The 13,630-nt window shown below is 62.0% G+C and carries 14 protein-coding genes and 1 tRNA gene; 13 read left to right on the top strand and 2 right to left on the bottom strand.

The features are described from left to right. The 7 genes from ELS24_RS09165 to ELS24_RS09200 all read left to right on the top strand — a co-directional run bounded on the left by ELS24_RS09165 (position 1) and on the right by ELS24_RS09200 (position 6,311). A complete protein-coding gene (locus tag ELS24_RS09165; protein ID WP_127183913.1) occupies positions 1 to 1,521 on the top strand; it encodes a phage tail protein in 1,521 nt (506 codons plus the stop codon). Positions 1,522 to 1,589: 68 nt separating this feature from the next. Beyond that, a complete protein-coding gene (locus ELS24_RS09170) occupies positions 1,590 to 1,916 on the top strand; it encodes a hypothetical protein (RefSeq protein WP_240669473.1) in 327 nt (108 codons plus the stop codon). Between the two features lie 200 nt (positions 1,917 to 2,116). Continuing rightward, entirely contained in the window at positions 2,117 to 2,560 is a 444-nt protein-coding gene (locus tag ELS24_RS09175) for a hypothetical protein (RefSeq protein WP_127183914.1), read from the top strand. Between the two features lie 2 nt (positions 2,561 to 2,562). Beyond that, positions 2,563 to 3,039, top strand: coding sequence for a hypothetical protein (locus tag ELS24_RS09180; RefSeq protein ID WP_127183915.1), 477 nt, complete (start codon positions 2,563 to 2,565; stop codon positions 3,037 to 3,039). Continuing rightward, entirely contained in the window at positions 3,036 to 3,554 is a 519-nt protein-coding gene (locus tag ELS24_RS31050) for a lysis system i-spanin subunit Rz (RefSeq protein WP_205736959.1), read from the top strand. Before ELS24_RS09180 ends, ELS24_RS31050 begins: the two co-directional genes overlap by 4 nt. A 622-nt stretch (positions 3,555 to 4,176) precedes the next feature. Beyond that, on the top strand, positions 4,177 to 5,409 hold the full coding sequence (locus tag ELS24_RS09195; protein ID WP_127183918.1) for a DNA cytosine methyltransferase: 1,233 nt from the start codon (positions 4,177 to 4,179) through the stop codon (positions 5,407 to 5,409). Further along, on the top strand, positions 5,409 to 6,311 hold the full coding sequence (locus tag ELS24_RS09200) for a NotI family restriction endonuclease (RefSeq protein WP_127183919.1): 903 nt from the start codon (positions 5,409 to 5,411) through the stop codon (positions 6,309 to 6,311). The genes ELS24_RS09195 and ELS24_RS09200 overlap by 1 nt, the downstream gene beginning before the upstream one ends. A gap of 249 nt (positions 6,312 to 6,560) precedes the next feature. Here the strand turns inward: ELS24_RS09200 and ELS24_RS09205 are convergent, their stop codons facing one another. Beyond that, positions 6,561 to 6,818: a hypothetical protein gene (locus tag ELS24_RS09205; RefSeq protein WP_127183920.1), complete on the bottom strand. Its 258-nt coding sequence runs from the start codon at positions 6,816 to 6,818 to the stop codon at positions 6,561 to 6,563. 122 nt (positions 6,819 to 6,940) lie between these two features. Next, positions 6,941 to 7,016, bottom strand: a tRNA-Thr gene (locus ELS24_RS09210). A gap of 494 nt (positions 7,017 to 7,510) precedes the next feature. Between ELS24_RS09210 and ELS24_RS09215 the strand changes: the two genes are divergently transcribed. The 6 genes from ELS24_RS09215 (at position 7,511) to ELS24_RS09240 (ending at position 13,629) form a co-directional block, all read left to right on the top strand. Then, on the top strand, positions 7,511 to 8,326 hold the full coding sequence (locus ELS24_RS09215) for an energy transducer TonB (RefSeq protein ID WP_050445931.1): 816 nt from the start codon (positions 7,511 to 7,513) through the stop codon (positions 8,324 to 8,326). Between the two features lies 1 nt (position 8,327). Beyond that, complete coding sequence (locus ELS24_RS09220; RefSeq protein ID WP_127183921.1) at positions 8,328 to 9,281, top strand: MotA/TolQ/ExbB proton channel family protein; 954 nt, start codon at positions 8,328 to 8,330, stop codon at positions 9,279 to 9,281. Beyond that, a complete protein-coding gene (locus ELS24_RS09225) occupies positions 9,281 to 9,787 on the top strand; it encodes an ExbD/TolR family protein (protein WP_127183922.1) in 507 nt (168 codons plus the stop codon). The genes ELS24_RS09220 and ELS24_RS09225 overlap by 1 nt, the downstream gene beginning before the upstream one ends. Before the next feature lie 63 nt (positions 9,788 to 9,850). Beyond that, positions 9,851 to 10,522, top strand: coding sequence for a response regulator transcription factor (locus ELS24_RS09230; RefSeq protein ID WP_006218435.1), 672 nt, complete (start codon positions 9,851 to 9,853; stop codon positions 10,520 to 10,522). Between the two features lie 156 nt (positions 10,523 to 10,678). Next, on the top strand, positions 10,679 to 11,704 hold the full coding sequence (locus tag ELS24_RS09235) for a sensor histidine kinase (protein ID WP_050445928.1): 1,026 nt from the start codon (positions 10,679 to 10,681) through the stop codon (positions 11,702 to 11,704). Next, positions 11,701 to 13,629, top strand: a complete 1,929-nt coding sequence (locus ELS24_RS09240; RefSeq protein ID WP_050445927.1) for a potassium transporter Kup — start codon at positions 11,701 to 11,703, stop codon at positions 13,627 to 13,629. Before ELS24_RS09235 ends, ELS24_RS09240 begins: the two co-directional genes overlap by 4 nt. Position 13,630 lies beyond the last annotated feature (1 nt).

Genomic DNA, 13,630 nt, shown 5'->3' on the forward strand with positions numbered 1-13,630 from the left:
ATGGCTATTACCAATCTTCCGACGCCGCCCAGTCGAAGTGATCCGGAGAATTTCCCGGAACGCGCCGACGCCTTTATGGCAGCGCTGCCGGGATTCGCGACGGAGGCTAATTTGCTACTTGAACAGGCAAGTGAGGCTGCGATTGCGGCAGATGAAGACGCCTCAGTGGCGTCGGCCAGTAAAAATGCTGCGGCTGCGAGCCAGAACCAGGCGGCGCAGTCGGCGCAGGACGCTGATGCCTCCCGCCAAATTTCAGCCGAAAAGGCGGACGATGCCGAAGCAAGCGCGCAACTAGCTCAGCAGTGGGCTACCAAGATGGGCGCTCCGGTCGAGGGAGACGGGTTTTCGGCTAAGCACTATGCCAAACTTGCAGAGGCGGGGACGGGGTTGACCGTGTATTCGGCCGGGGATGTCCCATCTGAAAATATCGGACCCATCTATATCAAGGGCCAAGGTGTTGCTGAATGGGATACCTTCGCTTCGCGTTACGAGGTGCGCTCCAAGATCGCAGTGGGCACGCCATCCTGGTGGCCGTTGCGGGTGTCCATTCCTGCCGGTCAAATCCCCCTGGACGGTCAAGTGGTAAGCCGTGCCACCTTTCCTGATCTCGCTGCCATGGTGATCGCAGGCACGCTACCTGTTGTGGCAGAGGCTGCTTGGCAGAGCGATCCCACGCAACGCGGCATGTACACGGTGGGCGACGGGTCGACCACCATTCGCGTGCCGGATATGAACGGCAAGTCGGCCGGGTCGCTTGGCGCGGTCTTCCGGCGCGGTGACGGGGCTATGTCGGCGGACACGAACGGTCTGATTCAGCGCGACGCTTTGCAAAACCTTACTGGGGCCATGACTACGCGAAGCGGGGCGGGCGGGGTAGGTGCGGTCGTGAGCAGCTCTGGCGCATTTCAAAGTGCGACCAAGGCTACCGGCTCTGGCATCGGGTTCATTGCTTATGCGGCTGGAGACGGTGCGGGCGACCAAACCACGTTTGATGCATCCAGGGTCGCTCGAACTGCCGCCGAAACGCGCCCACTGAACGTTGCCGGTGTTTGGACGGTGCATGCGTTCGGGGCCGTTGTGAACCCCGGCAGTGTGGACGCCGCGCAACTGGCTAGCGATTTGGCGGCTTTGGATGCCGAGTTTCAGACGCTGGTCGGCCAGATTGAATTCACCATCATCTACCCAAATGGCGGGAGCGAGGCGTCGCCTGCGAACATCGCGATCAACTCGCAGTATGTTCTTACCAATCCGTTCCCCGGCCATCACGTTATTTTAGAGCCGGAAGTGTTGTACGAAGGAAATTGGGGAAACCCCGGTTGGTGGAGCGGTGACGCCAACATGGCCGGCATACGCGCCACCATGCGCAACAACTCCATCATTCTTTCCACCGCAAAGAATGCGCTTGGAATCGGCTACCCGCTGGGCGGCGGGGCGTTCACTTATACCGGCTCCACTGGGATAGGTGTAGCTGGGTTGCCCGCCCGGATCAAAGTTTGGAAAGTTAAAGGGGCAGTAGCATGAACGTATACGCACATCCCGGTGAAAGCCAGCAACAGATTGGGGGTGACTGCCCTCCAGGTTGGGTAGCCATGATTAGCCAACGTCCCGCCGATAGCTTCGTTGCGCGGGAAGACGGCCAATGGGCTGCCGCGCCTACCCCTATCCCGCAAGTCGTGAGCCGCTTCCAGGGCCGTGAGGCCATGTGGCAAACGCCGCACGGAGAAACGACGCTGTTCGAAGCGGCCGAGGCCATCATCGATCACGAGGACACGCCGGCCATGTACCGCCGCGCATGGGCCGACTTGCAGGAGTTCCGGCGTGATAGCGAAATGCTGCGGGCCATCGCGGCATTACTCGGCCTGACTGGCGCCAACTTGGACGAGCTTTTCATTTTGGCTGCTGGCATCGAGGCATGACGGGGCGGGGATGAGAACTTAGGCGGATGTGCAGAAGCTTGAGGTCTGCGCACTCGCTGACTTGTATGAGCTTGATGCCTCGTCTATCGAACTGAACCGCCTATAGCCGCACGTCGGCATCACACAACCCCGCTTCGGCGGGCTTTTTTTTGTCCAAACGGGAGGCAATCATGCGCACCGTCTACAGGAGCAGTGCAACTATGGAACCAGGTACTACGGGGCTGGGAGGCCTCGCTGCCTTGAAAGTCGCAATGGCGTATGGCGCGCCGGCGGCGCTGGCGGCCCTGCTTGGGCTGCTAATCATGCCGCCACGATCCGTGCGCGAGTTCACTATCCGCACGATTTCGACGGTTTCTTGCTCGTTCATGTTCGGGCCGGCGCTTGCCGCAGGCGTTATCGCCTGGAAGCCGGGGCTGATGGACGCCATGATTTGGCTGGCGCAGCATGGCGCGGGCAGCGATGACGCGCTGCTGGCGAAGTTTTACGTGTTGGGGCCGAGCATGCTGCTGGCGGGGCTTCCCGCGTGGTGGGTATTGGGGGCGTACATGCGATGGATAGCAAGCATGCGCCAGAAGGGGCTGCTTGAATGGGTGGCCGAGGTCCGCGCGAAGATCTTGGGCGTGCGGCCTGGTGGGGAGGGGTGATTGTGGATCTGAAGACGATTACGGACGACGCGATCACGCCCGCGTTGGCACTGCTGCCGGCCAAGATGGACACGCCGGTCGCGAGGGTCATGCTGCTGGCGATTGGCTTGCAGGAAAGCCGCTTCGTCTATCGCCGGCAGATCGGTGGTCCGGCGCGCGGGTTCTGGCAATTCGAGAAGGGCGGCGGGGGGCGTGGCGTCCTGCTGCATACCAGCACGCGCGAGCATGCGCAGACGGTGTGCAAGGCGCGCAGCGTTCCGGCGACTGCTGATGTGGTGTACGAGGTGTTGGACAAGGACGACGTGCTGGCGGCGGCGTTCGCGCGGTTGCTGCTGTGGTCCGATCCCAAGGCGCTGCCGTCGATCGGCGATGTAGACGCCGCCTGGGCGCTGTATCAGCGCACCTGGCGCCCTGGAAAGCCGCACCCGAAAGCCTGGCCAGACCTCTACCGCCAGGCCGTCGCCGAGGTGGTGCCATGAACCCGCTGGCCAAGCTGACGGGCGCATTGATGGGCTGGAAGGGGTACGCGGCGGCTCTGTTGGTGGGCGCCATCGTTGCCGGTGGCGCGGCGTGGAGGGTTCAGGGCTGGCGGTACGGCGCTGAGATTGCCGAGATGAAGGCCGATCAGTCGGCCCGCATCGCCGAGTCCCAGCGCCAGGCGCGCGAAATCCTGGAGCGCCGCGTGGCCGAGGTTGGCCAAATCAACGAACGGAATGCGAAGGCCGAATGGGCCGCTTATGGAGGTATGCGCAATGCGCAAGTACAAGACGACGGCCTACGGGCTGATGTTGATGCTGGGCGCCAGCGGCTGCACGTCGTTGCCAGTTGCCCCGCCTCCAGCGGTGGAGTGCCCAAAGCCCGAGCCGGCTCCGGCCTGGGTGATGGAACCCGCGCCGAACTTGATCCAGCTGCTCGACCGGATTATTTCGCCCTCAGGGCAGGAATCCAGCAAGTGACTGCGCAATTGGATGCATGTCAGGCGCGTATACGCTAACGCGGGGCCATTCATTATTTTGGGCGCATGATCTCGGAGCATTAACACGTTGGATTGAGGGCACTCGCCCGTTTCAGAGTGCGCGCTATACCGTCCATGAACCTTGAAAATACACTCTCGCTGCTCTCCCTGACCGTCGCCGTATGCGACCTGGCCTTCGTGCTGCTAGACCGAGCCGCAGCAAAAAGGCGCAAACTGCGCCGCAAGAAAAAATAGCCATAGGCTGCTACCCGTGAAGTCGCAGCGACGTTGATCGTTGTTGCGGCTTCCTACGCTCGCGTTTCATCACATCCTGAAGGCTTGAATACGAGTTTCCAGCGGAGCGTGTCGCAAAACTTAGAACTTATGCGACGTTTGGTGGCTTTTTTTGGATACACAAATGTGTATCCATGGGGTACTATCACCCTATGTCGAGCAAAGACGCTGGCCTACGCATTCGTGTTGAAAGAGAACTCCGAGAGGCGTTCCAAGGAGCTTGCTTGGCTGAAAACAGGAGTGCGTCGGAAGTGCTGCGCGAGTTCATGCAGGCATTCGCCGACCGGAACCAAGGCGGCTTGCAGCCCGATATGTTCGCAGCACCAGCGGCCAGGAAGCCGCGTCAATCAATCAAGAGAAAAGCGATATGAGCCAATTTAATTCTTTGGAAGGGCGCTTGACCTCGCTCGACTTGTTTGCAGGTGCGGGCGGACTGTCCGAAGGATTGCGCGAAGCCGGGTTCACTTCGCTTTACGCAAACGAGATTTCCCCGCGCTATGCGCAGACCTACGCGGCCAACCATCCAGCCACGCAGGTCGATAGCCGGGACATTCGCGAGGTCGATGCACGCAAAGTCCGAAAACTATTGGGCTTGAAGCGGGGCGAATTGGATTTGATCGCCGGTGGCCCGCCCTGCCAGGGCTTTTCGATCAACGCGCCCAAGCGTTCCACCGATGATTCACGGAACCACCTGTTCCGCGAATACCTGCGGTTTGTTACTGAATTTCAGCCGCGAGCGGTCTTGATCGAGAACGTCCCTGGCATGGTGTCGTTTGAAGGCGGCGCAACGCTGGATGCGATCCTGGAATCATTGAAGCAGCTCGACTACGACGCCGACGTGCGGATTCTGTACGCGCCGCATTACGGTGTGCCGCAAACCCGGTGGCGCACGATCATCCTTGGCAGCCGTTGCGGCGTCGATCCCACGGCGCTATTCCCGGAACCGCTGCGCCAAGCCCCAGTTCGAGTGAATTTCACCTCTCAATTCGCCGGGAAAAACTTGGTGAACTTGCCACGCTCCTTGGAATTGCCGTCACACGTCACGGTCAAAGATGCCATTGGCGACTTGCCGGCCCTGCACAACGGCGAGATTGGCGAGCAGGTCAAAGACTACCGGCACTCGGCGGATAATCCGTATCAACAATTGATGCGGGTGGGTTCAACTGGTGTGACGTGTCACGAAGCAGCACGGTTGAGCAAGATCAACCTTGAACGCATGACGCACATTCCGCAGGGCGGGAACTGGACGGATATTCCCGATGCCCTGTTGCCGCGCGGGATGCGCATGGCGCGGCGCAGTGATCACACGAAACGTTACGGTCGGGTCAATCCTGATGGCCTCGCGTCCACCATCCTGACCAAGTGCGATCCACATTGGGGCGCTTACTTCCATTACGAGCAAGACAGAACCTTTACCGTGCGCGAAGCGGCACGCATCCAGTCCTTCCCTGACACCTACGTTTTCTGCGGATCGCGGGTTGAGCAATACGAACAGGTAGGTAACGCCGTGCCGCCGCTGCTGGGCGCAGCCGTCGGGCGAGCTATCGCCCATGCGCTGGGGAATGTCCGCAAGACCGAGCGCAAAGTAAGGGTGGCGTAGTGGCGGGAAAGATTTGGGAGTTTTTCGGCTATCGCTCCGATGACCACTCTCCGGCGGCAGTGGCCGCAGCGACGGACAAGCAATGCCCCTATTTGTCCGAAGTGTGCGAAAAGCGGTTGAGTGACGGGGCCATCGCTGGCGTTTGCACCATCAAGCCGGTGACTTCCGGCCCGGTTATTTGCTGTCCTATCCGCTTGTACGCGGACAATTACCGCGCCCTGTACGACGTGGCGAAGATCGCGTTTGACGACGATTTAGAGCTGATCGCGGGCCGGCAAGCATCAGCGCGGGCGCGGGAGAAACAAGCACCGGTCGTAGCCGTTTTCGGAAAACGCTGGAGCGGCGAATTGCGCTTGCCGCAAAAGGACGGCGCGGGCAGTTACTTCGTAGATTGGGTGCTGGCATTGCTTGATGCCAATGGCAAACTGAAAGAGTTCGTCGCCGTCGAAGTTCAGACCATCGACACAACGGGCAACTACCGCAACGGTAGGGAAGCCTTGCTCACGCCGGAACGCACAAACCCGGCAATAACGGCGGGCTTGAATTGGGAAAACGTCAACAAGCGCATCCTTCCCCAACTGATCTACAAAGGCCAGGTGCTGCAACGTGAAGCGTTGTGCCGGAAAGGTTTATTCTTCGTCTGTCCGCAACCTGTTTACACGCGGATCATGGCCCGCCTTGGTGGGGTCGGTGGTTTGATCCGTTATGCCTTGCAACCGGCGTCGATCACGTTTCTTGCCTATGAGCACGAAGAAGCAGGCATCATCGACGGGGCCACGGTGCCGCTGAAAGCACTGCCGCCACATTCGACCACGGTTTACAAGGTTCAAGAGGCGTTCAATAACGTCACCTTGCCAGATGAAAACGTCTATAAAACCGCTATTGAGGCCGCACTAGGCTGACGGTCGCTTTCGAGAAAATGGGAAGACGTGAGTAACGAAATCGCCACCATCTGTCTGCACGGTGTCCCACACCACATCAAGGTTGATGTTGAAGTAGCCGTGGGCGATGCGCAGCGTGGTCACTCCAACGAAAGCGCCCCAAGCCGTAAGGGGGGCTGGGGCGCAGTGCCACCCAAGGCAGGACAAGTGCAAAGGCAGCAGAGCCAGCGTAGCACGGAAGACCGGGTGACGGCCCCGCGTGGCGACGCATCAGTCCAAGTCGAACAGGGCGCGGTCAGCAGGCCGGGACACGTAGTCGTCCATCATTTGCCGAAAGTCGGCCTCGTCCCAGTCACCGCGGTCCAAGCGGCGTAGGATCGCTTCCCCCGCCAGCATAGCCTTCCGCTCAAGGTCTGCCCGGATCTGCTTGTAGGCGGAACGCCGCTCTTTGTCAGCTGCCTTGCGGGCCGCCTTCATTTCCTTGAGTTTTTCGTCGGTTGCGGTCAAGCGCTTTTTCAGTAGATCCATGCCGCTCTCTGCTGTGTTTTCTACGAACGAGGGGAATAGTAACGTGGACGTGGAGGCCCGAGGGATCAGAACATCGCCCCTGAGGTCGCAGTTTGGGATGGGCTTGCCAGCCTAGAGAAAAATGGTGCCGACAACAGGAATCGAACCTACGGCCTTCGCATTACAAGTGCGCTGCGCTACCAACTGAGCTTTGCTGGCGGGATGGCTGCCACCCTGGCGTGAGAGGCTTTTCGACAGGCAAGCGATAATTTATAAAATTAGCTGATCTATGCTTGGGTTGGTAATTTTGGTTGGTTTCCCTTGTAAGTGCATGATTTTTAAGTGTTGATTAGCCCCTTACAAGGCGTAGGTCACAGGTTCGACCCCTGTAGCACCCACCAAAAGCAACATTCGCATTTTTGCCGATTCTTCCAGCGAAACCCGCACACTTCATTGTGGCGGGTTTTTTGCTTTGGGCATCGCGCCGGCTTCCCCCGCATTCCTTGCGTTTGCGCAAGCATCCTTGTACACGTTTTGAGCTTTCTGGTTTGACCCGGTAGGGCAGTGTTACGCTATTCCAGACGAAATAGAACGTGCGAATCATTCGCATTTAAGATATTATGATCGGCTTGTACCGGCTGGCTGATGCCGCTTTTTTTTGGGCGGCGTCTTCGTCTGGCTGGCCGGATAAGTCAATGCACTCTGGCTGATTCATGCCTAGTTTTCAACGCGGTTCGAATTCTTCTTCGCCGTCTTCATTTGGTATACGCGCTGGCGCCGGGCTGGCGGTTGTCGCACTTCATGCGGCTGTGATCGGAGCCATTTTCATGGCGCCTACGAATCGTCCTGAGCTCGAGGAACCCGAGGCTGTCATGGTCAGCCTGGTGGATGCGCCCATCCCGCAGGTGGCCAAGGCGGAACCCACGCCCGAACCGCCGGAGCCCGTGGTCGAACCTCCGCCCGAGCCGCAGCCCGAAATTGAACCGGAACCCGAGCCCGAGCCTGAACCCGAACTGAAGCCCGAGCCGGAACCCGAACCCGAGCCGGTGGTTGAAAAGCCGCCGGAGCCGGCGCCCAAGCCGAAACCAAAACCCAAGCCGAAGCCCAAGCCCAAGCCGATTCCCAAGCAGGAAGTCAAACCCGAGCCCAAGCCGGAGACGCCGCCGCCGCAGGCCAAGCCCACCGGCGCGGTTGATGGCGCGCAGGCCACGCAAAGCCCGCAGCAGGGGCCGCCGCCCGATCAGCCCGTGCTGGTGTCGAGCATCGAATTCCAGGGCGCGCGTCCCATGCCTACCTACCCGATGGCTTCGCGCCGCATGCGGGAAGAAGGGCGGGTGCTGGTGCTGGTGGAGATCAACACGCAGGGCCTGGTGGACCGCGCAACGATCGACACGTCCTCGGGTTTCTCGAGGCTGGATGAATCCGCGCTGACCGCTGCCCGCAAGGCCAGGTTCAAGCCCTATACCCGTAACGGCGTGGCCTATCCCGCCAAAGCCAAAATTCCGTTCGATTTCGTAATGAGGAACTGAGATGTCCAACGCACTGCATGGCGCCACCCTGGTGGCGCAGGCGACGACCAGCCCGGCTGCACCCGCTGCCGCCGCCGCTGCGCCCGCAGCCCAACAAGCCGCCACGGCCGGCGCCGGCGTCGTTCAGCAATCGGCTGACGCGCTGCAGAACGCCGCCGCCGCGCTGCCGTCGCTGCCCACCCCCGCGCCGTTGCCGGTCGCGCCGCCCGACATGGGCTTCTTGCACTTCGTCGCGCAGAGCGATTTCGTGGGCAAGAGCCTGTTCGTCATCCTGATCCTGATGTCGCTGGTGACCTGGTACCTGATCCTGGTAAAGGCCGCCAGCAACGTCAGCATGCGCAAGCGTTCGGCGGACTTCCTGAACAAATTCTGGAACGCCAGCTCGCTGGAGCAGGTCGAGCACGAAATCAGCACGCACGGCGCGCGCGACCCGTTCTCGCACCTGGCCAGCCACGCCATGCACGCCCAGGCGCACCACAATAAGTTCGGCGCGACCAAGCTGGAAGAATCCGGCAGCAATTCCGATTTCGTCACGCGCACCATGCGCAAGGTGATCGACGAAGAAACCGCCAAGCTGGAAAACGGTCTGACGGTGCTGGCCTCGGTGGGCTCCACCGCGCCGTTCGTCGGCCTGTTCGGCACGGTGTGGGGCGTGTATCACGCCCTGGTGGGTATCGGCCTGTCCGACGGCGTGACCATCAACCGCATCGCCGGCCCCGTGGGCGAAGCCCTGATCATGACGGGCCTGGGCCTGGCCGTGGCCATTCCCGCGGTGCTGGCGTACAACACCTTCGTGCGCAACAACCGCGTGTACCTGTCGCGCCTGGATGCCTTTGCGCACGACCTGTTTGCGTTCCTGACCACCGGCCAGCAAGTGGCGCTGTCCGACGGCAAGGTGCGCGCCCTGCGTCGCCAGAACGGTAACGGCGCCGCGGTTCAACGCGGGAGCGAATAATGGCCTTTGGCAGCTTCGAGGGAAAAGGGTCCGGAAGCCATACGGTTTCCGAGATCAACATGGTGCCCCTGATCGACGTCATGCTGGTGCTGTTGGTGATCTTCATCATCACGGCCCCGCTGCTGGCGCATTCGATCAAGATCAACATGCCCCAGGTGGCCGCCGAGCAGATCGAAGAAGAACCCAAGACGGTCGACCTGGCCATTGATGCCAGTGGCGCGCTGTTCTGGGACGAAAAGCCGGTCAATATTGACGACCTGCCCAACCGCTTCAAGTCGATCGCCGGCACCAAGCCGCAACCTGAAATCCGCATTCGCGCCGATCAGAACACGCGCTACGAAACGCTGGCCAAGGTCATGGCCGCGGCGCGCCGTTCGGGCATGTCGCGCATCGGGTTCATCACGACGCCGCCATCCAGCGGCGCCGCGGCAGGCGAAACGCCCGCTGCTGGCGCAAGCCCGGGCAGCGCCACCCCGGCCCCGGCCGGGGCGCCGTCCGGCGGGTGAACGAATCCAGGGAAGGGGCGCATTTCGCGCCCCTTTTTTTTCGGATCGCGCTAGAATCGCGGCATGCGAGTTCTGGTAATCGAAGACGACACCACCCTGGGCCATGCGCTCCAGGAATTCCTGGCCGACCAGGGTTATGCGGTCGACTGGCTGACCGAAGGCGACCGAGTGCTGGGCGCCTTGGCTGGCCAGCCTTACGACCTCATGCTGCTCGACCTAAATTTGCCCGGCATGAGCGGGCTTGATGTGTTGCGGCAGTTGCGCCAAGACGGCAATCAAGTCCCCGTACTGATCCTCACCGCGCGCGACGGCATTGAAGACCGCGTTGCGGGCCTGGATGCCGGCGCCGACGATTACGTCACCAAGCCCTTTGAACTGCCCGAGCTGGCGGCGCGCGTGCGTGCCTTCGGCCGACGCCGGGCAGGCCAGGCGCAGCCCCTGATCGAAGTCGGTCCGCTGGTGTTCGATACGGTCGGCCGCGAAGTGCGCGCCAATGGCCAACGCCTGTCGCTGTCGGTGCGCGAGCTTTCCGTACTGGAAATGCTGATGGCCCGCGTGGGCCGCGTCGTCACCAAGCGTCAGATCGTGAACTCCTTGTCCGCCTGGGACGCCGATTTCAGCGAAAACGCGGTCGAAGTCTATGTGTACCGCTTGCGTAAACGCCTGGAAGGCACGGGCGCCAGCATTCAGACGGTGCGCGGCTTCGGCTACATGCTGGATGTGGAAACGGCCTGACGGGCCGGGCGCCGCCGGTAGGTTCCGGCAGCGCGCTTCCATCCGCCCAAGCGAGGGTATCGCGTCATGACGCACGAACGCATTCCTTCCGCTCCCACGCCCACACGCCCCTTGCTCCCTTCCCGCTCGCTTGCCCGGCATTTGGTCATTCGGTTGATGCCGCCGATTCTGCTGCTTGTCCTGCTGGACCTGGCGGCAACCTGGGTGATCACGCACAAGATCGACATGTCGCTCTGGATGCTGGAAGATTTCTTCTGGCTGATGGTGGTGGGACAGATTGCGCTGATTGCGCTGTTCACCTGGGTGGTGGTGCAGGGGGTGCGATCCGGGCTGCGTTCGGTGAACCATTTGTCCGAGGAAATCCGGCAGCGCTCCATCGACGACATGCAGCCGCTGGAAGTGGCGGGCGTGCCGGTCGAGATCGAACCGCTGGTCACGCACACCAACGACATGTTGCTGCGCCTGGATGCGTCGCTGGCGGCGCAGCGGCGCTTCATCGGCCATGCCGCACACCAGTTGCGCACGCCGTTATCCGGCCTGCGGCTGGAATCCGAACTGATGCTGGCCCGCCCGTTGCCTGATGACGTGCGGGCGCGTGCCGAACGCATCAAGGCAGTCAGCGACCGCATGATTCGCCTGGGGCAGCAGTTGCTGGTGCTGGCGCGCGCCGACCCTAACGCGCGGCCGCAAGACAGCTTTGTACGCATCGACCTGTGCGAATGGGTGCGAGTGCATGGCGCCGAGTGGTTTCCACGCGTGCGTGAGGCGCGCTACGAACTGGACCTGGTGGCGCCGGACGCGCCGATCTGGATCGATGCAGACCCCTTGCTGCTGGCCGAACTGCTCAGCAACCTGATCGACAACGCCTTGCGCTACGGCAACGAAACTGGGCGTATTACGTTGATCGTGGGCGCCAACCCGCCGTCGCTGACGGTCGAAGATAACGGCCCCGGGATTCCACCCGAAGAACGCGACCGCGTGTTCGAAGCCTTTTACCGTTCGCCCACCGCCACGGCTGGCGGCTCGGGCCTGGGGCTGGCCATTGTGCGCGAGATCGCGCATGCCCATGGCGCCTGGTGGAAGCTGACCAGCCGCCCCGACTTCTCCGGAACACGCCTGTCCGTGGTGTTCCCCGGCCCCCGCAAAGGGGCGCAACTGACTCGTCAAGAACCCATATCATGAGCCAAGCCACGGCTGGTGCCTCTTCTCCGACCGGCGCCCATGCGGGCGGCGTCCATGCGCCGTCGTCGCGCGCGGCGCTTATCTTGGGGGCCTTGGGCGTGGTGTATGGCGACATCGGCACCAGCCCGCTGTATACGTTGCGTGCCTGCCTGACCGGCCTGAGCGTGCACACCGACCTGGAACCCGCGCATTTGCTGGGCGTGCTGTCCATCCTGTTCTGGATGCTGATGCTGGTGGTGTCCCTGAAGTACGTCACGCTGGTGCTGCGCGCCGACAACCGAGGCGAAGGCGGCACGTTGGCGTTGCTGGAACTGGCGGTGCGGGCGCGCGAAGGCAAACTGCGCTGGGTGCTGATCGTGTTGGGGATTTTCGGCGCGGCGCTGTTCTACGGCGACAGCATGATCACGCCCGCCATTTCGGTGCTGTCCGCGCTGGAGGGCATCGGCATCGTGTCGCACACGCTGGACCATTGGGTGGTGCCGATTGCGCTGGTGGTGCTGGTGGTGCTGTTCGCCATCCAGTCGCATGGCACGGGCCTGATGGGCAAGCTGTTCGGTCCGGTGATGCTGCTGTGGTTCGGCACGCTGGCCGCCTTGGGCGGTTGGCAAATCTGGCAGACCCCGGAAGTGCTGGCGGCCCTGAACCCCATGTGGGGCCTGCGCTTCGTCATCGAATTTCCGCTGATCAGCTTTGTGCTGCTGGGCGCGGTCGTGCTGGCCTTGACCGGCGCCGAGGCGTTGTACGCCGACATGGGCCACTTCGGTCGCCCCGCCATTCGCGGCGCCTGGTTCAGCATGGTGTTGCCGGCCTTGACGCTGTGTTATTTCGGCCAGGGCGCGCTGTTGCTGCGCAACCCCGAGGCCATCCGCAACCCCTTCTTTCTGATGGCGCCGGACTGGGGCCTGGTGCCCTTGGTGGCGCTGGCCACCATCGCCACCATCGTGGCCTCGCAAGCCGTGATTTCGGGCGCGTACTCCGTGACGCGCCAAGCGGTGCAACTGGGCTTTTGGCCGCGCATGCAGATCCTGCATACGTCCGCCGTGGAAAAGGGTCAGATCTACCTGCCGCAGGTCAACGCGCTGCTGCTGTGCGCCGTGCTGGTCCTGGTGCTGCTGTTCCGCAATTCCGACAACCTGGCGGCGGCCTATGGGTTCGCCGTAACGGGCACGATGCTGACGACGTCGGTGCTGGCCTTTGCCGTGCTGCCGCGCGGTACGACGGGCATCAAGCGCATGGCGTGGTTTGGGGTGCTGGGCTTCTTGCTGCTGTTCGACGTGCTGCTGTTTTCGGCCAACGTGTTCAAGATCCACGAAGGCGGCTGGCTGCCGCTGCTGGTGGCCATTGTGGTGTTCACGCTGATGATGACGTGGCGCCGTGGGCGCCGCCTGTTGTCGGACATGCAGCAACGCGATCGGCAGCCGTTGAAGGAATTCATGGAGCAGCTGGAGCAGTACCCGCCATCGCGGGTGCCGGGCACCGCGATCTTCATGACGATGAATTCAGGCAACGTGCCGCCGGCGCTGCTGCATAACCTGAAGCACAACAAGGTGCTGCATGACCATGTGCTGTTCCTGACGATTCTGGTGGCCGACGTGCCGTATATTTCGCCCGAAGAGCGTTTCGTGGTGAATAAGCTGTCGGCCTCAAGCTGGACGGCAACGGTGAACTACGGTTTCAAGGAAGACCCGGACGTGCCGGAGGCGCTGCGGCTGGTGGCCGAAGCGTATCCCGAGCTGGATCTGGAGCCGATGCGCACGTCTTATTTTCTGTCGCGCCAAACGGTGGTGGCGGCGCGCAAGCCCGCGCTCTGGCGGTGGCGGCGTGCCGTGTTCTCCTTCATGGCCCGCAACTCCACGCGCAGCACGAAGTTCTTCAAGATTCCCGCCAATCGCGTGGTCGAAATGGGCATGCAGGTAGAGCTGTAGC

This window comes from Achromobacter spanius (assembly GCF_003994415.1).
GTDB lineage: Bacteria > Pseudomonadota > Gammaproteobacteria > Burkholderiales > Burkholderiaceae_B > Achromobacter > Achromobacter spanius_C.